Consider the following 20948-nt stretch of genomic DNA (forward strand, 5'->3'; position numbering starts at 1 on the left):
TTTAAGAGCTTAATCATAATGATTTATTATTATGATTTCATGTGATTTATTAGGCTTAACTCAGTTGATTCGGTGGACATCGATTATTGCCTGCCATATGATTGATAACAATATATTAACAACTTTATTTGTTTGGGAAATTATGATTTCTAAAAAATTAATACTAAATTCTGCTGTGTTAGTCGCATTGTGTGGCTTATCGGGCTGTAGTCAAGATACAACAGCGACTCCGGCTTCGGTGAAAGTAGCAAGTATAGGCGATGAAAGTACAATGATAACTTATCCAACAACGAAAAAAGTGGCTGTTGTTGATGAATACTTTGGCACAAAAGTAACCGATAATTATCGTTGGCTAGAAGACGATATGAGCGCCGAAACTGCTGCATGGGTCAAAGCACAAAATAAAACGACTTCCGCATATTTAGAGCAAATACCTTATCGCGATAAAATTAAATCACGTCTTGCGGCTTTATTAGATTATGAAAAAGTAGGTATGCCGTTTATTGAAGGTGACTATAGCTACTTTTATAAAAATGATGGTTTACAGAATCAATATGTTTTATATCGTCAAAAAGGTGATGCAGCAGCGGAAGTTTTTCTAGATCCTAATACTTTTAGTGAAGACGGCACGGTTTCTCTAGCCAGTATTGAGTTTAGCGAAGATGGCGCTTTGGCCGTTTATTTAATTTCTGAAGGCGGAAGCGATTGGCGTAAAGCACGTATTATTGATACGAAAACTAAAGCAGTGCTTGAAGCTGAATTGGTAGATATTAAATTTAGTGGTTTATCTTGGTTGGGTAATAAAGGTTTTTATTATTCTAGTTACGACAAGCCTAAAGGTAGTGAGTTATCAGCGAAAACGGATCAACATAAACTTTACTATCACGAGCTTGGCACCGCACAATCAGAAGATAGCTTAGTTTTTGGTGGCACAGACGCACATAAACATCGTTATGTTAGTGGTGAAGTGACTAAAGACGGTAAATATTTATTGGTATCTGCAGCGGTTTCAACTTCAGGTAACAAGCTTTTTATCAAAGATTTAACCAAAACAAACTCACCATTGATTACGGTTGTTGATAACACTGACTCTGACACTTATATGGTCAACAGTAATGGTGATGACTTATTATTTGTCACCAATATGGCTGCACCTAATAAACGTGTGGTTAAAGTTAATGCGTTAAAACCAGCACCAGCAAACTGGCTAAATGTTATTCCTGAAACTGAAAATGTTTTATCGGTTTCAACCGGCGGTGGTTACTTATTTGCTAAATATATGAAAGATGCCACATCTTTTATTCAGCAATATGACTTAACCGGTAAGAAAGTTCGCGATATTGCATTACCTGAAGTGGGTACAGCTGGCGGCTTTAGTGGTAAAAAGTCACAAAGCAAAATTTATTACTCGTTTAGTAATCAGAAAATACCTTCAACCACTTTTACTTTAGATGTTGCAACGGGTGAATCTGTTGTACATATGAAATCGAAAGTAAATTTCGACAGCGATAACTTTGAGTCAAAACAAGTTTTTTACAAGTCTAAAGATGGTACGAAAGTACCGATGATCATTACCCATAAAAAAGGGCTAGTGCTTGATGGTAGTAATCCGACTATTTTATATGGCTACGGTGGCTTTAATGTCAGCCTGCAGCCGCAATTTAGTTCAACCCGTGCAGCATGGTTAGAATTAGGTGGCGTATATGCTGTAGCTAATTTGCGTGGCGGTGGCGAGTACGGTAAAAAATGGCACAACGCGGGTACAAAGCTTAAAAAGCAAAATGTCTTTGATGACTTTATTGCTGCCGCAGAATATCTGATTACAGAAAAAGTAACTTCTTCAGACAAACTTGCGGTAATGGGCGGATCTAACGGAGGCTTGCTAGTTGGCGCAGTAATGACGCAACGTCCTGAGTTATTTAAAGTGGCATTACCGGCGGTTGGTGTATTAGATATATTGCGCTACCACACATTTACCTCAGGTGCTGGTTGGGCTTACGACTATGGTAAGTCAGATGATAATGCCGAAATGTTTAACTATTTACTAGGTTACTCGCCGGTACATAATGTTAAAGCGGGCACGCATTATCCCGCGACTATGGTAACAACAGGTGATCATGATGATCGCGTAGTGCCGGCGCATTCATTTAAGTTTGCTGCTGAGTTACAAGATAAACAAGCTGGCGCTAATCCAACCTTAATTCGCATTGAAACAGATGCGGGCCATGGAGCCGGTACGCCAATCAGTAAAACCATTGATCAGTATGCCGATATTTACGGTTTTACTTTATTTAATATGGGTGTGAAAGATATTTAACTCTTAGTGCTAATACCCTTTGTACCAAGCCCAGCAGTGCTGGGCTTTTTTACGCTAGTTAATACTATAAGAATGCTATAAGCGGTTACGTAATAAACTTCTAAGGGTTTTAAAAATGGCTAAATCACTGTGTCTTTGATGCTGCAATACGTCAACATTCGCCTGCCAGCCGATCTCTTCGAACTCTAAAGGTAACTTTACTATCTCTGATGATTTTACTGGATCGGCGGCGACATGGTTTGGCAATAAACACCAACCATGTCCTTGTATTACTAACTCTAACAATAAAAAGTAATTGTCGGCAAACCAAATATCAGGACTTATTTTTAATTGAAAGCTACTGGTTTTCGTATTTCGAGAGCGAATAAGTAACTGGCGGTGCAGCCTTAATTCATCAATGTTTTTACATTTAAGCTTCGCCAATGGGTGGCTTTTGGCAACATACAAATCAAACTTTACCGAACCAACACATTCAAAATCTAAATAACTTGGCATGCCGAGTTCGCTAAAAACAATACCAATTAACGGCTGTTCAGTATTTAACATGTCAATAATATCGAAACTTGAGGCGCTTAAGAATTCCAACGTTACATTAGGGTATAGGATTTGAAGCTGGTCAATGGCTGTGGTGATATTTTTAAACGGTATACCCTCATCAAGTGCAATAGTAATTTCGTTGGGCGTATTGTCGTTTAATGCAAGCGCAGAGCTTTGCAGGCGTTGATGCTGATTTAGTAATGCTTGAGCATGCGATAATAATTTTTTACCCGCTAGCGTTAATAAAGGGTAACGGCCTGAGCGATCGAACAACGTTGTATTGCAGTCTATTTCGAGATTTATAATATGTTGACTAACAACGGATTGCGCTTTATTTAATTGCCGTGCTGCGGCTGAAAATGACCCAGTTTCTACTGTTGTTACAAAAGCTTGGAGTTGATCAATACTAAACATATCGCTTTACCAGATACAAGCTGACTGTAATGTATCTTTATTTTGAATGAAAATAGCCTTGTCGTCACGAATTATAGAGTTAAATTATGAAAAAAACTGAGAGAGTATTTCAAGCTGTATTTTTTGAAGTTTGCATGTTGGCCATTATGGTACCTTTATCGGCCATAATTACCGGTTTTAGTGCCGGAAAAATGATTACGGTAAGTGTTGCTTTATCTATTTTTGCTATGTTGTGGAATTATATATACAACATAATTTTTGATAAGTTAATGGGCGAAAACCGTATTGACAGAAGTATAGTTGTTAGGGGCTTTCATGCCTGCTGTTTTGAGTTAGGTATGGTGATAATTACCTTGCCGGTATTAGCTTGGTATTTAAAAATATCTTGGTTAGCTGCGATTACCTTAGAGGCCGGGTTTTTAATATTTATACTAGTTTATACGTTTACTTTTAATTGGCTATACGACCGCTACCAGCCCTATAAAAGGTGGTTCAGCAAAGAGGTATTACTTTAAATATAAATATAAAGGCATTTACTGAGAGATGCTTAGCTTACTTTTTTCTTGGATAAATTGGTTATTATAAATGTTTGCCGAGTTATTTATTCAGCATAGTTTTATCTGTAGTTATGGATAGTTATAGACAGTTATAAGTGTTCACAATCGGAGTCATTAAAAAAGCCTGACGATTGTCAGGCTTTGTACTTGTATAACTGCTTGGGATATTTAAGTTATTTACTTAGCAAAGGTATTTTGCAACGGTGGTACAACTTGCTTTTTACGGCTCATTACACCCGGTAACCAAACTTTATTATCAACTAAGCTAATATCGTAAGCTTTTTCAACGATGCTGGTATCGTCACTTACTACGAGAAGTTCTGAACCTTCTTGCATAATGTCAGTAAGCAGCAACATTACGGTATGACGATTACCTTCTTCTTTAACGGCTTGTAAGTCAGCATGTAAATCAGCTTTCATCTCATCAAACAAGGCTAGGTCGATAACTTCTAGTTGGCCAATACCTACAATGTTATCGCTCATATTGAAATCTTTAAAGTCACGTAATACTAACTCACGTACTGGTGTACCTTGTACTGAAGATTTAACCGTGAACATTTCCATGCCCAAACCTTTGTAATCTTCAATGCCGGCGATTTCAGCCAAAGCTTCAACACATTTAATATCAGCCGTAGTGCAAGTTGGAGATTTAAAAATAACGGTGTCAGATAAAATAGCGCACATCATAGCACCAGCAATGTTTTTAGGAATTTCAACATCGTGAAAGTCATACATCATTTTAATAATAGTATTGGTGCAACCTACCGGACGAACCCAAATTTCTAGCGGAGTAGAAGTGGTAATATCACCTAATTTATGATGATCAATAATGCCTAACACTGTGCATTCATCAATATCGTCAGGGCCTTGTATGCGGTCTGAGTGATCAACAACATAAATACCGTCTGTATCAGCAAAGTTTAACTTAAGCTCAGGTTTTTCTAATCCAAACTTCTCTAAAATAAAGGCAGTTTCAGGTGAAAGTTCACCTAAACGTGCGGGTTTTACATCTTCACCAATCGTTGTTTTCAAATATGAAAGCGCGATGGCTGAGCAGATTGAATCTGAATCTGGTACTTTGTGACCTACGGCATAAGCTGGCATAAATTGCTATCTCCAAGCTCTGCTAAGTTAATAACGGAGCGAATAAATGAGTTCTGTCTAGAATATGGCGCGTATTCTAGCAAAATTTCTTAGTGTTAGCCTAGTGACTATTTGCACTCTTTTCGTACAACTTTAGTCACTAAGGCTAATGGTTAAGCTTAATGGTTAAGCCGAGTAGTTAAGCCTAGTAAGTATGCCTAGTAGTTAAGCTTAGTGGTTTTACCCCAAAACACTTTATAAGAAAATATGGTGTAACCAATAATCATCGGCAAAACGACTGCTGCACCCACAAAAATAAACCATAATGACTCTCTAGAGCTTGCTGCTTCAAATATGGTTGTTTTAAAGGGGACTATGTACGGATAAAAGCTGTAGCCTAAACCACAAAAACATAGAATAAATATCATAACTGCGGCTGTAAAGGGGAGCCAGCAACCAAGATCATTTTCCATCGGCACTTTGTCTAAATAGCGATGTACGGTTACAAATGTAAAGCCAAGTAATAAGGTGATTGGCACCAGCATTATCGCTTGTATTCCGCCTAACCATTTATCCATAATTTGTTGGTCAATTAATAGATTAGTTAAACATACAGCGACAATACCAAAGGCCATAAGTACATTGGTATATTTTGCCCATTTTGCAGCACGGCGCTGTAACTCACCTTCGGTTTTCATTACTAACCATGCCGCACCGATAAAGCAATAACCTGCCGTTACACAAATAGCTGACAAGGCTGAAAAGCCCAGAGATAACCATGTATCTTCAAACGAGGTGATGTAGCGACCCAACATGTAGCCTTGTGATAATGTTGCTAATAAAGAGCCAAACTTAAAAGCATACTCCCATTTATTTTTATCAGCACTTAGCGCTTTGGTGCGAAAGTCGAACGAAACACCACGTAAAATTAGCCCAGCTAACATCAAAGCGGTCGGCAGATACAATGCTTGAAATATGAGAGAGTAGGCATTAGGGAAGGCAATCAATAATAAGCCGATAGCCATAACGAGCCATGTTTCATTGGCATCCCAAAATGGCCCGATTGAATAAATCATCATATCACGTTGTTGAGGGTTGTCTAAAGGTAGTAATACCCCAACGCCCAAGTCGTAACCATCAAGTATCGCGTAAACTAAAAACGATAGGCCCATTAAGCCAACGAAAACGATTGGTAGCCAATCTACTGTTGCGGATATCATTATTTTTCTCCTTCGTCAGCTAAGGGGATATTAGGTTCGATAGACGAGCCTGCTTCAGTCAATGATGCATTTGATTTTTCTAATATTACTGCTCGATTCGCCATAACAAATAAAGTGCGAATGTAGGCAATCAGTAAAAACACATAAATAACTAGATACAAAGTTAAAGACATGGCTATATTCTCAGGCGGCGTAGTCGTAACAGCGTCTTTGGTACGCAATATGCCAGTCACTAAGAATGGTTGTCGGCCAATTTCTGTAACATACCAACCAGCTAATGTTGCTAGCCAACCGGAAAATGTCATGGCAATACCTGTTTTTAATAACCAAGGTGGGTAGCGTTTTTTGATGACATACTGGTATGTTGCTAGCCAAGAAAATATCAGCATCAATATGCCAATGCCTATCATTATCCTAAAGCTGAAAAATACGGGGGCAACAGGTGGGTGTTTATCAACAAAGTCATTTAAGCCTTTGATTTCGCCTGCTGAGTCATGAGTTAAAATGATACTGGCCATATTGGGCACTTTTAATTCAAAGCTATTTTCTCTTTTTTTCTCGTTAGGTAAGGCAAATAATAATAACGGAACATTGGCTTCGGTGTTCCAAGCTCCTTCCATAGCCGCAACTTTTGCAGGTTGGTTTTTAAAAGTATTTAAACCGTGTAAATCACCTACAAAAATTTGTATTGGAATTAAGACTGCGGCCAAGACCACGGAAAAATTTAGCGCTTGTTTTACTGACTTTTTATTATCGCCTTTGATCAGGCGATAAGCAGAAATACCCGAAATTAGAAATGCAGTGGTTAACCCTGAAGCGAGCAGCATATGCATAAAACGATAAGGCATAGAAGGGTTGAAAATAACCTCAAGCCAGCTCGTAACATGGGCTACACCGTCAATCATCTCAAAGCCGGCTGGCGTATGCATCCATGAGTTGAGTGATAAAATCCAAAATGCCGATAAAGTGGTACCAAAAGAAACCAGTACGGTGGCAATGGTATGGACGCGATTAGAGACTCGGTCCATCCCAAACAGCATAATTGAAAGGAATGAGGCTTCTAAAAAGAATGCCGTCATTATTTCATAGCCAAGTAAAGGCCCCGCTATATTTCCAACGGTTTCCATATACCCCGGCCAATTAGTACCGAACTGAAATGACATAGTAATGCCACTGACCACGCCAATACCAAAGGTTAAGGCAAATATTCTGACCCAGAACCGATAAACGCGTAACCAACTATCGTCTTGGGTTTGATTAAAGCGAACCTTGAAGAACAACAATACCCAACACAAGGCGATATTGATGGTAGGAAATAAAATATGAAAACTAATGTTGGCAGCAAATTGAATGCGGGAAAGCATGAAACTTGTGTCGTTAGCAAGAGCTGATGCATCTAACACGTGATGTACTCCATTTAATTAAGTAAAGTGCTTGTGTAAACGACAGACGCTTTAGTCCTGTCGTTTTAATTCTTTTAGCCATATTCTATGTAATAAAATAATGGCAATTTTAATAGTTTTTATCGTAGTAATAGCCTGTCTTTTACATCTAATATTTTACTAATACCTTCACCCAACTTGAGTAAAGCGGACAGTTTTTCTGAAGACATTCCTTGCATCTCATTAGTCCAAAGCGTCACCATTTCCATCAGGTCATGCATTTGTTTAACGCGCATTTGTGCGTATTCATCTGATTCATTGCTAGGCTGTTCCATTAAGGCATCACGCAGTGTTGATAAAGTTGGGTCTAACTCGCGCTTTCTGCGTTCAACAACTAAGGTGCGAGCAATCTCCCAAATATCACTAGGTGCTGAAAAGTACTCTTTTCTGTCGCCGGGAATATGGTGGAGTTTAATTAAGTTCCAGGCCTTAAGCTCTTTTAAGCCCATACTGACATTCGAACGCGAAATTTGTAGAGCTTCACTGATTTGATCGGCATTAAGAGGCGATTCGGTCAGGACAATAACGGCGTACATTTGTCCTAGCGTGCGGTTTAAACCCCAACGCGAGCCCATTTCGCCAAAGTGCAACACTAATGATTGAGTCATAGCTGTAATTTTCATATTTACTGTTGTTTCTGTATTTTCAGTAATTTGTGAAAATTGTAGTCTTTTTTTGATCTAAGTCAAGCTTTTACCAAATATAAAAGGGGAGTTATGGCGAGTTTTAGTACTTTTTTTAACGTTAAATTACGGGCGAAATATAGAAGATTGAAGGTAGTTGATAGGTTAAATTCTTACTGAACTGAACTGAACTGAACTGAACTGAACTGAACTGAACTGAACTTGCACGTGGTTAAGCCGTTAAAAAATTAATCATATAAATAAAAAAGGCTACCAGAGTAGCCATTTTAATAAATGAAAGTTTTACCGATATAAGCGTAATTTATCTGTTAACTAAAATTGGTGCTAAGCTCTTCGATTGCTTCGGCATTTTTATTCACTTCAATACTTTTATTTGATACTTCAGCAGCCAACTGAGTGTTACGTTGAGATATATTGCCGATATTATGAATGCCTTGAGTGATCTGCTCAGCAACCACACTCTGCTGCTCTGAAGCCGTAGCAATTTGCGCTGTCATATCATTAACATTTTGAATATTATCAATAATATTTTGCATGGCTTGCTTAATAGCATTAGATTCAGCAGAACATTCATCTGCATTGGTTTTATTGGACATCATGACTTGATTCCAAGACTTCAATGTTCGCTGCAATTCAGAAACAGATAGCTGTATTTGTTCAGTCGCACTTTGTGTTCTACTGGCCAAGGTTCTTACTTCATCAGCAACCACGGCGAAGCCTCTACCTTGTTCACCTGCTCTTGCTGCTTCTATTGCCGCATTTAAAGCCAGTAAGTTTGTTTGATCCGCAATACCTTGAATTTCACTCATTACAGTCGATATTTTATCAACATCAGTCACTAATTCAGTCGCATTATTAGCGGCATTTTCAACATCAGTGGCGAGTTGGGTAATTTTATTTTCACTGCTCTCTATGGTGACAATATTTTGTAGACAGTCGGCTTGGACTTGAGCCACTTTATCATGTGCTAAGGTGGTACTTTCGCTAACTTCGCTTATCGTTGTACTCATTTGGGTGATAGCGGAGGAAAATTGGCTAATATGCTCATTTTCTTCTTTGATGCCACTGAGCATTTCGGTTGACGTTTGAGCAAGTTCGTCGGCAAGTTTTGCTAGTCTTCTGCCTGAGTCGTTACTGCGTCCAAGGACTGTTTTTATTCTAGCTTTGTATAATTCTGCCGGGTAATTAATGATGTTGAGAATACCTTTACCTAGATATACATGTCGTGACGGGCTATCAAACATTGATTTTGTTTTACCAAGGTGATTGGGGATTTTTATGAGTTCTTCGGCAAAAATAAATATGATTAGCGCAAGGCAGCCTAATAATATTAAAGTGGATGTTATTGTACCAACGAGCATCCAATCCATCGATATCGCTGCTATAACACAAATAAGTGCCACAAATCGTTTGAGGGGGATATTGGCATGTAAATCCAATATGGGTTTGTCGTGGTTTAGTTTATCGTAAAGTAATTGTGCTTGAACTTTTTGTTGATCACTTGGAAATGCTCGAACAGATTGATAACCGGTAATTTGCCCCTTGTTAAAAAGAGGGGTTACGTAAGCGTCCACCCAATAGTAGTCACCGTTTTTACAGCGATTTTTAACCATGCCACGCCAAGAGTCACCACGTTTTAACTTTTCCCATAGATCTTTAAAAGCTGCTTTGGGCATATCAGGGTGGCGTACAATATTGTGATGTTGGCCAATTAATTCTTCTAAACTATAGCCGGCTATTTCACAAAATTCAGGATTAGCATAAGTAATGGTACCGTTTAAATCGGTGGTAGAAACAAGTTGCTCTTGCTCGGTGAAAGTACGCTCAATAGTCGTGATATGGCTCATAATCCCATCGTCCTTGTGAAAATTTTGCTAGGATATTCATCGTACTACTATAGATAACGTTAGTCACTTTTTATAATGTACGGCTTTAAAATGTAACAATAAAAATTACGACTGACTAATTCAAATGGGGCGTAATGCATACCAACTTAATTTAATGAGAGAAATTATTAAATTATAAATCCATAAAAGCTAGAAATAAAAACACCTAGCATTCTAGGTGTTTTTTGGCTGAAACTTTCAGTGCAAGCTTAAATTCATTTGAGGTTTATTTGTAGTAACTTAAGCAAACTTCTACTTCATTTTTTGATCCCATGATAACTTCAACGCGTTGATGAATATCTGTTGGGTCCATATCCATAATCCGTCCTTTGCTCGTCATGGCTAAGCCACCAGCTTGTTCAATTAAAAAACTCATAGGGTTAGCTTCATACATTAAACGCAATTTATAAGGCTTTTCAGGGTTTTTATTATCGGCAGGGTAAGTAAATAAACCTCCACGCGTTAACACACGGTGAATGTCTCCGACCATAGCCGCAATCCAGCGCATGTTGAAGTTTTTACCGCGCGGGCCAGTATTACCAGCGAGTAAGTCGGTAATATAATTTTGCATTGGGGCTTGCCAAAAACGTTGGTTAGACATATTAATAGCAAATTCTTGGGTATCTTTTGGTACTTGTACATTACGTTCGACTAATGAGAAGCCGCCGTGCGTTCGATCTAACACGTAAAAGTGAGTACCATTGCCTGTTGTCATTACAAGCATAGTTGCCGGACCATAAAGTACATAACCAGCACAAATTTGCTTATTACCAGACTGCTTAAACATGTCAGGATCACTGGCATCCATATCAGCGGGTGCTTCGTGAATAGAAAAAATAGTGCCAATTAAAGAGTTAATATCAATATTTGAACTGCCGTCTAATGGATCAAATGAGACTAAAAACTTGCCATTTTTTTCACCGGCGACAGAAGTATCTTCTTCTTCAGAGGAAATGGCTTTAACCAAACCTGACTCTAGAAGAATGTCTTTAAATAAATCGTTGGCTACAACGTCGAGTTTTTTTTGCACTTCACCTTGAATATTTTCATCAACGGTAGAGCCCATAACATCGCCTAGATGAGCTTGGCTAACAAGGAATGAAATTTCCTTTGTTGCCGCTAAAATGGTTTCTATTAATGAAATTAAATCTGCTGGTACATTATCTTCACGTAAAGCGGGAGCTAGTCGTTGCATTGGGTTACCTAATTACTTTAGAGTCATACTCTTATGACGGAGTATATTGTATTTAATTTTCAATGTTATGATGTATTATCAAGTCATCAAAGTGCCAATTATTATCAATTTGACTAATTAAGATGTCTGCTTTTTCATGCTAACCATTAAAAATGGACAGATAATTAATCAACTTGCTATTAGGCGATTATAACAAGAATAGGGTGATTTTTAGTACCTATAATCATTTTAATTTTAGCTCAGGGGGAGTTTTTATAACTCACTCGATTTTACTTAAAACAGGGATATTAAATGAAGTTTTTCATTAAGCTATTAGTGTTGTTTTTTTACTGTGGGTTGTCAGTACAAGTGCAGGCGAAAGCAGAAGAAAGTTACGCTGAATTTATTAAAAACATGCAGGTTCAACAAGGCTATTTTTCTTTTTACCTTGATGATAAAACAGGTAAAGTATTTTTAGAAATTGAGACGTTTGAACAAGAGTTTTTATTTCAAAGTGGCTTGCCACACGGTATAGGTTCAAACGATATTGGCTTAGACCGCGGTCAACTTGGTGACACGAGATTAGTTCGCTTTGAAAAAGTAGGTGACAAAGTGTTTTTACGCCAACTTAATACTTATTTCCGTGCCAATACCGACAATAAGCTGGAGAAGCAGGCGATAGATGAAGCATTTGCCAGCTCAATTATTTGGGGCTTTAAGGTTAGCCATACTGCAGCAGATAACAGCAAAACCTTAATTGATTACACGCCGTTTTTATTATCAGATATTCATAACTTGTCTGAACAATTACAGCGCAGTAAGCAGGGCGATTATAAAATTGATAGTTCACGCAGTGGCGTTTATAAAAAGCGAACGAAAGCTTTTCCACATAACACCGAACTAGAAGCCACGGTTACTTATACGGGGTCGAAAGCAGGTGCGTATTTACGATCAGTTACACCCGATGCCTCAGCCGTTACAGTTAATTTACACCACTCGCTGATCAAATTACCTGATGATAATTATCAAACGCGAAAATTTCACCCTTATAGTGGCTTTTGGCAGCATTCCTATGCTGATTACGCCAGCGCAATCGACCAGCCACTGATTAAACGCAATATTCCTCGTCACCGTTTACATAAGAAAAATTCATTATCGACAATGAGCGAAGCCGTTGAGCCGATTATTTATTATTTAGATGCTGGCGTTCCTGAACCGGTTAAGACGGCATTGTTAGATGGCGCTCGTTGGTGGGATCAAGCCTTTTCTGCTATTGGTTATAAAAATGCTTTTCAAGTTAAGTTATTACCCAGTGACGCTGATCCTATGGATGTTCGCTACAATGTTATTCAATGGGTACATCGTGCAACGCGAGGTTGGTCTTATGGCTCATCCGTTATTGATCCCCGTACCGGCGAAATAATTAAAGGCCATGTAACGCTAGGCTCTTTGCGTGTTCGCCAAGACTATTTAATTGCTTTAGGTCTAACGTCACCGTTTAATCATGCTGATACTGATACCAGCGCTATGAAGGAAATGGCTTTGGCGCGCATTCGCCAACTATCAGCTCATGAGGTTGGACATACATTGGGCATAGCGCATAACTTTGCTGCCAGTGTTAATGACCGAGCGTCAGTTATGGATTATCCTCACCCATTAGTTACCATTGATAATGGACAAGTTAATTTAGCTAACGCTTATGCAGAAAATATTGGTGATTGGGATAAGTTTGTTATTGCCTATGGCTATGCTGATGTTGCAACTGACCAAGAAGCACAGTATTTGACTGAGTTGGTCGCAGCAACTCAGCAAAAGGGCTTAGCATATGTTTCTGATCCTGACGCAAGGCCGCAATCAGGTGCGCATGCTACTGGTCACTTGTGGGACAATGGCAAAGATGCTGCTAAAGAATTGATGCGAGTATTAGATGTTAGAGCCCTCGCATTAGAAAACTTTGGCTTAAACAGTATTCCTATGGGCACACCTATGTCTGAGCTTGAACAGGTATTAGTGCCGATTTATAATTTTCACCGTTTTCAGGTGGAAGCTACTGCAAAATTAATTGCCGGTGTTGACTATGGTTATCAACTGCGCAGCGAAAAATTTACTAATCAACAACAAATGGTGGCAGGTAACTCTCAACAAGCAGCACTTGATGCTTTACTGGTTACTCTTTCAGCAAAAACATTAACACTGCCAGCTAAAATTACGGCTTTAATACCACCCAAAGCCTATGGATACAGCAGAGATAGAGAGAGTTTTACTAGTCAAACAGGCATAACATTTGATCCTATCAGTGCTGCAGAAGCAAGTGCTAAACAAACCTTGTCGCTTTTACTGAATGCTGAACGATTAGCGCGGTTGCAGCAGCAAAGTATGCTTGATGAAGAGATTCCATCAGTAGCATTTTTACTGAACAAAGTGGTAGATAATTCCGTGAAGTCTGCGCCGAAAACCGCAACACAGCTGTTGGTACAGCAACGGATAAATCAGCAATTGGTCGAGCATTTAATTGCACTCTGGCATAGCAAGGCATTAGTGCCAGAAGTAAAAGCTGAAGTTTATGTGACATTAGTTGATTTATCACAATGGTTAACTGATAAGCGAAGCACGCGGAAATACAAAGGTGCTCATGCCCACTTCCAATTATTAGCGCAGCAAATTAATTACAGCCTAGGGCATGATAAGTCGTCTGCTCCTGCATCTAAAATAACACTACCGCCAGGTTCGCCTATTGGGAGTTATTAAATACCGTCTATAAAAGTAAATCAGTTATATGAGCCATTTTTAGTGAATAATTAATCATGGCTCATCAAGAAAATACGCGGTATTAAAATGCACTTCAGTAAAGGCAATAACATGACAGAAAACAAAACATTTAAAGTCGCACTTTTAGGCGTACCATTTGATGATAACTCTTCATTCGAGCGCGGGCCTGCATTAGCTCCAAGTAAGATTCGTGAAGTGTTAAATCATGGTTCATTAAATGGAGCTACAGAGTTAGGTGTGAATTTGCGCGAGTCGAAGCAATGGCTTGATGCTGGTGATGTTAATATAGCGCCGTCTGATGATTTCATTGTTGAAATAGAACAACGTTGTGATCAGCTATTATCTGAAAATACCCGGATATTAACTTTAGGCGGTGATCACAGTATTAGTTATCCTGTTCTAAAAAGTTATCGCAAATTTTTTGATAAAATAACCATATTACATATTGATGCTCATTCTGATTTATATGATTCCTTCAAAGGTAATCGTTACTCAAACGCCTGTCCTTTTGCCCGAGTGATGGAAGACGGTTTATGTGAGCGCCTAGTACAAGTTGGTATACGAACGTTAAACTTGCATCAAACCGAGCAAATAACAAAATTTAATGTCGAATCTTTAGAGATGAGACATTGGCCATTATCGCAGCCGTTAATATTTGAGCATCCTGTGTATCTGTCACTTGATATCGATGGTATTGACCCTGCTTTTGCACCCGGGGTTTCACATCGTGAGCCTGGTGGTTTAACAAGCCGTGAAGTGATCAATCTTATCCATCAAATAAATACACCACTTGTCGGCGCTGATATTGTCGAGTTTAATCCTAATAAAGATATCGACAATATGACCGCTCAATTGGCTGCAAAGCTAGTGAAAGAAGTTGCCGGTAAAATGCTTATTGAGCTCTAGACTTTGTACCCTTTATTTTAGCAAGAATAAAAGAACGGCGCTGAACCGGAAGGTATTCAGCGCCGTTGTGCAAAGAGCACTTAGTGGTAAGTGAACTGCGTAAAAAGTTTATCTGTTTGGTAAAGTTAAATATGCTTATAAGCGCTGTGCTTTCATGTTCGTGTGCTCAATATTCGGTTGTTCTGTTTTATAATCATGCGCTTGTGTAAGGTTATCATTTGGTAACGGCTTCTTCGTCCGAATAAGCACCACCAGGTTACCAGCTAAGATAAAGAATAAGCCTGCAAAGGTATATGTAGACCAAGCAAACCCTTCAACAATCGTTGAAATGATAACAGCGACCGCTGGAAACATAATCGAAGCATAAGATGCCTTGTGAGCACCAATATTATTGAGTAATGTTAAGTAGCTAGCAAACGCAATAACAGAGCCAAAAATAGTCAAATAAAGTAATGAGCTAACGTAGGGGAATGTATAGTCAAAGTTGAAGTTTTTACCTTGAATAACAACGACTACCGCCATAAAAATTGCACCGTATGCCATCCCCCATGCCATTGCAGGTATAAGTGGTAATTTCATTTGCTGATTCTTCATTGACAACATGTTGCCTGTAGATGCGATCAAAGTCCCCATTATGCAAAGCCCTAAACCTAATAAGGTCTCGGGACCTAACTGAGTGTCACTTATTTGAGGCCAAAATAGTGTCACAATGCCTAATAACCCCAACGCACCGCCGACATAGACTTGTTGTGTTATTTTAGTGCCATACCAAATTCGAGCATTGAAAACGTTAAAAAACATGATCATTGAAAAGGCAATGCAAGTTAATGCCGAATTAATGTGTTGTTGTGCAGAGTAGAGAAAATAGTAGTTGAAGCTAAATAAAGTGATGCCAAAAAGGAAAAACTGCAAATGATGGCGCAACGAAAACTGTAAAGTTAAGCCTTTAAATTTACAGTAGGTAAATAAAATAATAGCCGCCAAACCAAAACGATAGACAATAGAAACCTCTGGTTCAACACCACCTAATTGGTAATTGATTGCTATCCAGGTAGATCCCCATATCAACACGGTAATTATGTATAAAAATGTGTTGTTCATTTTAATCCCTTAGCGGTATAGCAAGCGAAAAATTCGCTGTGAAAAAGTAAGTTATATCCATTTTATTAATTAAGTGATCTACTTTTTTATGAGGAAAATTGGATAATGACAGGGCATAAAATTTAGTCAGTAGTTATGCTACTTATAAATTTTATAACGCCGTAGTTATTCATATTAACTATTAAAAATGAGTAGCTAATTAATCAATCGCATATTGCCGCAGATGATTGCTTGCAACGTTCTAGCTTCGGTTTTTATGTTGCTTATGTTGTTTATTAATGAATAAGAAGCACAGCAAAGTGTCCATGCGACGACATAGTACTGCACTTTTGTATACGGTATTTCCGCGATAATGCAATATCGATATCTTTGCTAAGTATTCACCGTAAATTCAATTTAGGTTTCAACTTCAACAGAACTTTCTGCCGAAACTGCCCACTCGTCATGCATAGACATTTTACCGATTTTTTGTTTTAATAACATACACAGAAAAATAAAAATGCAACCTATACAGTTATGCGATTAGTTGACAAGTCTGCTCCCGACTTCTTATATCAACAAGTGATCGACTTTGTTGAATATCAGGAGAAAATTGGTGCCATAAAGCCAGGTGATAAACTGCCAAGTTTACGTAAGCTTAGTCGACAATTTGAGATTAGCGTGCCGACAGTGAAACAGGCATATCTTGAACTTGAGCGTCAAGGTGCTATTTCAGCACGCCCACAGTCGGGTTATTATTTAAAAGCTAGACAAGCACGTACGTTATTACCAATGCGCGCTAAATGGGCTAGCTGCGAGCCTGTTGAAATATCATGCCGCAGCTTAATCGAACAGGTTTATGAAGCCGTGCACATGCATGATTCAGTTGCCTTAGGTATTTCCAATCCGGTACATGCACATCCTCCTGATAAAACACTTGCGAGAATGATGCGCTCGGTGCTGAGCCGAGTTTCTGAAAAAGCCGTGAGTTATGGTCCTATTAATGGCGATCCTAAATTACGCATGAATCTAGCTTTTCGTTATCAAGAACATGGTGTTTTGGTTAACCACGAAGATTTAATTATTACTAATGGTGCACAAGAAGCTCTATCTATTGCATTACAGTGCGTTGCCGAACGAGGTGATATTGTTGCTGTTGAATCTCCTTGCTACTTCGGCCTAATTGAACTTATTGAAAGTCTTGGAATGAAGGTTTTAGAAGTTTATACCTGTACAGAAGAGGGCGTATGTGTCGCCGAATTAGCTAAAGTTATTGAGCAACATCCGGTCAAAGCATGTTTGTTTTCAACTGCGATTAGCAACCCGTTAGGGTCAATGATGCTTGATAATGAACGACAAGCAATGGTCAAGTTGCTGGAGAGAAATAACATAGCGTTAATAGAGGATGAAGTTTATAGCGATTTGTATTTTACTGAGCACCGACCTGTGCCGGCACAGTTATATTCAGAAAAAGGTTTAGTATTAACGTGTTCATCTTTTTCAAAAACAGCGGCACCAGGTTATCGCGTAGGTTGGTTGTTACCCGGTAAATTTGAAGAAAAAGCTAAGCGTATTAAAAGGGCGCAATCGTGTTCTACCTCCATGTTACAGCAATGGACATTAAGCGATTACTTAATGAGTGGTGAGTACGATAGGCATTTACAGGTACTTAGAAAAACCCTGCGCTATAACTGTGAGCGAATGCGTGCGTTAATCGCACAGTATTTTCCAGAACAAGTGTGTATTTCAAAGCCTAAAGGCGGCAGTGTTTTGTGGGTTCGTTGTCGCTCACATGTTGATACCAGCCAGTTTTTTAAACAAGCCATTGCTCAGGGGGTAAACTTTGCACCGGGAGAAATTTTTTCACCTTCTGGAAAGTATAAAAACTATATGCGCATTAGCTACGGTGTGCAGTGGAGCGAAAAAATAGACCAAGCTATACAGGTACTTGGTAAGTTAGTTCATGATTATCCTGAATCGTAAAAACACTAGGAAAAAGTACCAGTGACAGAGCACAACGGAAAAATATCTTTAACATTAATATTACCTTTATTAGCCGCGATAATCGCGGTTTCTCCTTTAGCCATTGATATGTATTTGCCTGCCATGCCAGAGCTTGCTGAGTATTTTTCGACAAAAATGCCGTTGGTGCAAAACAGTTTAAGTATTTATTTATTAGGTTATGCTGTTGGGCTCTTAGTTTTTGGACCGATGGCAGACAAATACTCTCGTCGAACGTTAGTTATGATTGGCTTATTGGGCTTTATATTGACAACGTTGGCATTAACATTGGCACAAAACATTGAACAATTTATCGCCTTACGATTTTTCCAAGCATTCATCAGTAGCGCTGCGACTGTAGTTGTGCCTGGAATTATTCGACAGCTTTACGGTAAAGATACTGCAAAAGGATTATCGTATGTCAGCATGATCATGATGCTGGCGCCAATGATAGCCCCCAGTATTGGCAGTATATTGCTGCTGGATAGTTGGCAAATGATATTTTATGTCTTGGCGGGGTATGCGTTTATTGTTTTTATTTGCAGCTATTTTTACTTACCTGATGTTAAAACCGCTAAAACAACTGCGACTTATAGTGTAATTAAACGTTATAAAATTGTTTTTAGTAACCGTGCCGCCCGTTTCGATTTATTGACTATTATGATGGTGTCGTTAGCTTTTTTCAGCTATATAACCGCTATTCCATTTGTATATTTAACCATATTCAAGGTGTCTGAATTTGAGTTTAGTGTGTTATTTGCTATTAATGTTTTGGCTTTAATGTGTGCACACTTTATTAATACAAGGTTGGTCGGCCGAGTAGGCTCTCGAAAAATGTTACGTTTTGGTGTCACACTAGCAGGCGTGGCGGCAACAAGCTTATTGATAGCTAATATATTTACTTTACCTCTACTATATTATGTCTTGGCAATTTTACCGTTAATGGGCAGCTTATCGATGATTTCGGTTAATGCTGACGCCTTAATTTTACAAGAGTTTGTTGAACATACCGGCACTGCTACAGCAGTAAATGGCACTTTACGTTTTGGTATTGGCGCGCTTGCAGGGCCTATTTTAGCTGTGTTTTATGATGGCAGTACCTTACCTTTTGTACTTTTGATGGCAGGGTCTATTTATCTTGTTATTATCTGTCAGTTAATACGAAGTCGGCAGAATAGTTCGATTGAGGAAGTATAAAAAATTATAGCCAGATTTTTAATGGCTTATGGTTAATGGGGTATGGCACGATTAAAAATTTAAATCATAATCATCATTGCCTGATAAGGTTAATCGTCAATTTTAGGGAGGGTCTGATCTTCGGCGGCTTTTAATGCCACTTGCTGTAAGCGCCACTTTTTTCGCTCTGCGTAGTAATGATCCCACACACAAGGGTTACATGCACCACCACCACAACAGTCGTCATCGGCTGGAGGTAAAGGTTTTTCTAGTAATTCAGTCATAAGGTTTACAGCGTTATTCTATTGTTAAATTTATTATAAATAAAAAAAGCTCTGCACGCAGAGCTTTTTTTCAGATAACAGCTTTAGTTTTATTCTAACTCAGAAAGCTTCTTTTCAAGGTAGTGAATATTAGCTCCACCATTGATAAAGCCTTGGTCACTTAAAATGTCTTGGTGCAAAGCAATGTTGGTTCTAATGCCATCAATAACCAATTCACTCAATGCATTACGCATACGGGCAATAGCAACATCACGGTTATCACCCCAAGTGATCAACTTACCGATCATGGAATCGTAATGTGGAGGCACTGAGTAATCTGCATAAATATGCGAATCCCAACGAACACCTAAGCCACCTGGAGAATGAAAACGCGTTATTTTACCAGGAGATGGGATGAATGAACGTGGATCTTCAGCGTTGATTCGACACTCAATTGAATGGCCCGATATTTTAATATCGTCTTGCGTATAAGACAGTGGTTGGCCAGCAGCAACACGAAGTTGCTCTTTGATCAAATCAACACCAGTAACCATTTCAGTTACAGGATGCTCTACTTGAATACGCGTATTCATTTCAATGAAATAGAACTCGCCGTTCTCATATAAAAATTCAAAGGTACCCGCACCACGATAGTTGATTTTGATACAGGCATTACAACAGCGCTCACCAATTTTCGCACGCATTTCAGGTGTTATACCAGGGGCTGGCGCTTCTTCAACTACTTTTTGGTGACGACGTTGCATTGAACAGTCGCGCTCACCTAAGTGAATTGCACCACCTTGACCATCGGCCATAATTTGAATTTCAACATGACGTGGGTTTTCTAGGAATTTCTCCATGTAAACCACATCATTATTGAAAGTTGCTCGCGCTTCAGTTTTTGTTAACTGAATAGATTCAATTAAATCTTCTTCATTGCGAACAACGCGCATACCACGACCACCACCGCCGCCAGAGGCTTTGATGATTACTGGATAGCCAATGCGTCTACCGTGCGCTAAATTTGCTTCAGCATCTGAAGTTAATGGGCCATCAGAACCCGGTACACAAGGCACGCCAGCGGCTTTCATCGCTTTGATTGCTGAAACTTTATCACCCATCAAACGGATACTTTCCGCCTTTGGTCCAATAAATGCAAAACCAGATTTTTCTACTTGTTCTGCAAAATCAGCATTTTCCGCAAGGAAACCATAACCTGGATGAATCGCTACAGCGTCAGTTACTTCTGCTGCAGTAATAATAGCTGGAATGTTTAAATAACTATCCATCGCCGAAGGTTTACCAATACAGATGGTTTCGTCGGCTAATAATACGTGTTTAAGACTTTTATCGGCCGTTGAATGCACAGCAACCGTTTTAATGCCAAGCTCTTTACAAGCACGTAATATTCTTAAGGCAATTTCGCCGCGATTGGCGATAACAACTTTATCTAACATGAAAATACCCTTAATGGTTGGG

At 38.9% G+C, this 20948-nt stretch carries 16 protein-coding genes; 6 read left to right on the forward strand and 10 right to left on the reverse strand.

Annotation, left to right across the window (positions count from 1 at the left end):
* The first annotated feature begins 142 nt into the window (after positions 1–142).
* A complete protein-coding gene (locus tag A3Q33_RS11070) occupies positions 143–2317 on the forward strand; it encodes a prolyl oligopeptidase family serine peptidase (protein ID WP_081182530.1) in 2175 nt (724 codons plus the stop codon).
* A 75-nt stretch (positions 2318–2392) separates the two neighbouring features.
* On the opposite strand, the gene A3Q33_RS11075 is transcribed toward A3Q33_RS11070, so the two are convergent.
* Complete coding sequence (locus A3Q33_RS11075; RefSeq protein WP_081179987.1) at positions 2393–3268, reverse strand: LysR family transcriptional regulator; 876 nt, start codon at positions 3266–3268, stop codon at positions 2393–2395.
* Positions 3269–3354: 86 nt separating this feature from the next.
* On the opposite strand from A3Q33_RS11075, the gene A3Q33_RS11080 reads away from it, so the two are divergent.
* A complete protein-coding gene (locus A3Q33_RS11080; protein ID WP_081179988.1) occupies positions 3355–3783 on the forward strand; it encodes a PACE efflux transporter in 429 nt (142 codons plus the stop codon).
* Between the two features lie 219 nt (positions 3784–4002).
* On the opposite strand, the gene A3Q33_RS11085 is transcribed toward A3Q33_RS11080, so the two are convergent.
* The 6 genes from A3Q33_RS11085 to A3Q33_RS11110 all read right to left on the reverse strand — a co-directional run bounded on the left by A3Q33_RS11085 (position 4003) and on the right by A3Q33_RS11110 (position 11295).
* The gene (locus tag A3Q33_RS11085) at positions 4003–4929 is read right to left on the reverse strand and encodes a manganese-dependent inorganic pyrophosphatase (RefSeq protein WP_081179989.1); all 927 of its coding nucleotides are present in this window, start codon (positions 4927–4929) and stop codon (positions 4003–4005) included.
* A 197-nt stretch (positions 4930–5126) separates the two neighbouring features.
* Positions 5127–6128: a cytochrome d ubiquinol oxidase subunit II gene (locus A3Q33_RS11090; RefSeq protein WP_081179990.1), complete on the reverse strand. Its 1002-nt coding sequence runs from the start codon at positions 6126–6128 to the stop codon at positions 5127–5129.
* A complete protein-coding gene (locus tag A3Q33_RS11095; protein WP_081182532.1) occupies positions 6128–7492 on the reverse strand; it encodes a cytochrome ubiquinol oxidase subunit I in 1365 nt (454 codons plus the stop codon). Before A3Q33_RS11095 ends, A3Q33_RS11090 begins: the two co-directional genes overlap by 1 nt.
* Positions 7493–7650: 158 nt before the next feature.
* On the reverse strand, positions 7651–8193 hold the full coding sequence (locus A3Q33_RS11100) for a GbsR/MarR family transcriptional regulator (RefSeq protein ID WP_081179991.1): 543 nt from the start codon (positions 8191–8193) through the stop codon (positions 7651–7653).
* Between the two features lie 329 nt (positions 8194–8522).
* Complete coding sequence (locus A3Q33_RS11105) at positions 8523–10061, reverse strand: methyl-accepting chemotaxis protein (protein ID WP_081179992.1); 1539 nt, start codon at positions 10059–10061, stop codon at positions 8523–8525.
* A gap of 265 nt (positions 10062–10326) precedes the next feature.
* On the reverse strand, positions 10327–11295 hold the full coding sequence (locus tag A3Q33_RS11110) for a class 1 fructose-bisphosphatase (RefSeq protein ID WP_081179993.1): 969 nt from the start codon (positions 11293–11295) through the stop codon (positions 10327–10329).
* A gap of 291 nt (positions 11296–11586) precedes the next feature.
* On the opposite strand from A3Q33_RS11110, the gene A3Q33_RS11115 reads away from it, so the two are divergent.
* Both A3Q33_RS11115 and speB read left to right on the forward strand, forming a co-directional pair.
* Positions 11587–14022 carry a zinc-dependent metalloprotease gene (locus A3Q33_RS11115; RefSeq protein WP_081179994.1) on the forward strand — a complete coding sequence of 812 codons (2436 nt, stop codon included), beginning with the start codon at positions 11587–11589 and terminating at the stop codon, positions 14020–14022.
* Positions 14023–14133: 111 nt separating this feature from the next.
* The gene (speB, locus tag A3Q33_RS11120) at positions 14134–14949 is read left to right on the forward strand and encodes an agmatinase (protein ID WP_081179995.1); all 816 of its coding nucleotides are present in this window, start codon (positions 14134–14136) and stop codon (positions 14947–14949) included.
* Between the two features lie 135 nt (positions 14950–15084).
* Here speB and A3Q33_RS11125 read toward each other — a convergent pair whose 3' ends face one another.
* Positions 15085–16050, reverse strand: a complete 966-nt coding sequence (locus A3Q33_RS11125; protein ID WP_081179996.1) for a DMT family transporter — start codon at positions 16048–16050, stop codon at positions 15085–15087.
* 516 nt (positions 16051–16566) lie between these two features.
* Here A3Q33_RS11125 and A3Q33_RS11130 point away from each other — a divergent pair.
* Both A3Q33_RS11130 and A3Q33_RS11135 read left to right on the forward strand, forming a co-directional pair.
* Positions 16567–18012 carry an aminotransferase-like domain-containing protein gene (locus tag A3Q33_RS11130; protein WP_081179997.1) on the forward strand — a complete coding sequence of 482 codons (1446 nt, stop codon included), beginning with the start codon at positions 16567–16569 and terminating at the stop codon, positions 18010–18012.
* Between the two features lie 21 nt (positions 18013–18033).
* On the forward strand, positions 18034–19227 hold the full coding sequence (locus tag A3Q33_RS11135) for a multidrug effflux MFS transporter (protein WP_081179998.1): 1194 nt from the start codon (positions 18034–18036) through the stop codon (positions 19225–19227).
* An 89-nt stretch (positions 19228–19316) separates the two neighbouring features.
* On the opposite strand, the gene A3Q33_RS11140 is transcribed toward A3Q33_RS11135, so the two are convergent.
* The gene (locus tag A3Q33_RS11140) at positions 19317–19490 is read right to left on the reverse strand and encodes an oxidoreductase-like domain-containing protein (RefSeq protein WP_081179999.1); all 174 of its coding nucleotides are present in this window, start codon (positions 19488–19490) and stop codon (positions 19317–19319) included.
* An 89-nt stretch (positions 19491–19579) separates the two neighbouring features.
* Entirely contained in the window at positions 19580–20926 is a 1347-nt protein-coding gene (accC, locus tag A3Q33_RS11145; RefSeq protein ID WP_081180000.1) for an acetyl-CoA carboxylase biotin carboxylase subunit, read from the reverse strand.
* Positions 20927–20948 lie beyond the last annotated feature (22 nt).

The organism is Colwellia sp. PAMC 21821 (genome assembly GCF_002077175.1).
Taxonomy (GTDB): domain Bacteria; phylum Pseudomonadota; class Gammaproteobacteria; order Enterobacterales; family Alteromonadaceae; genus Cognaticolwellia.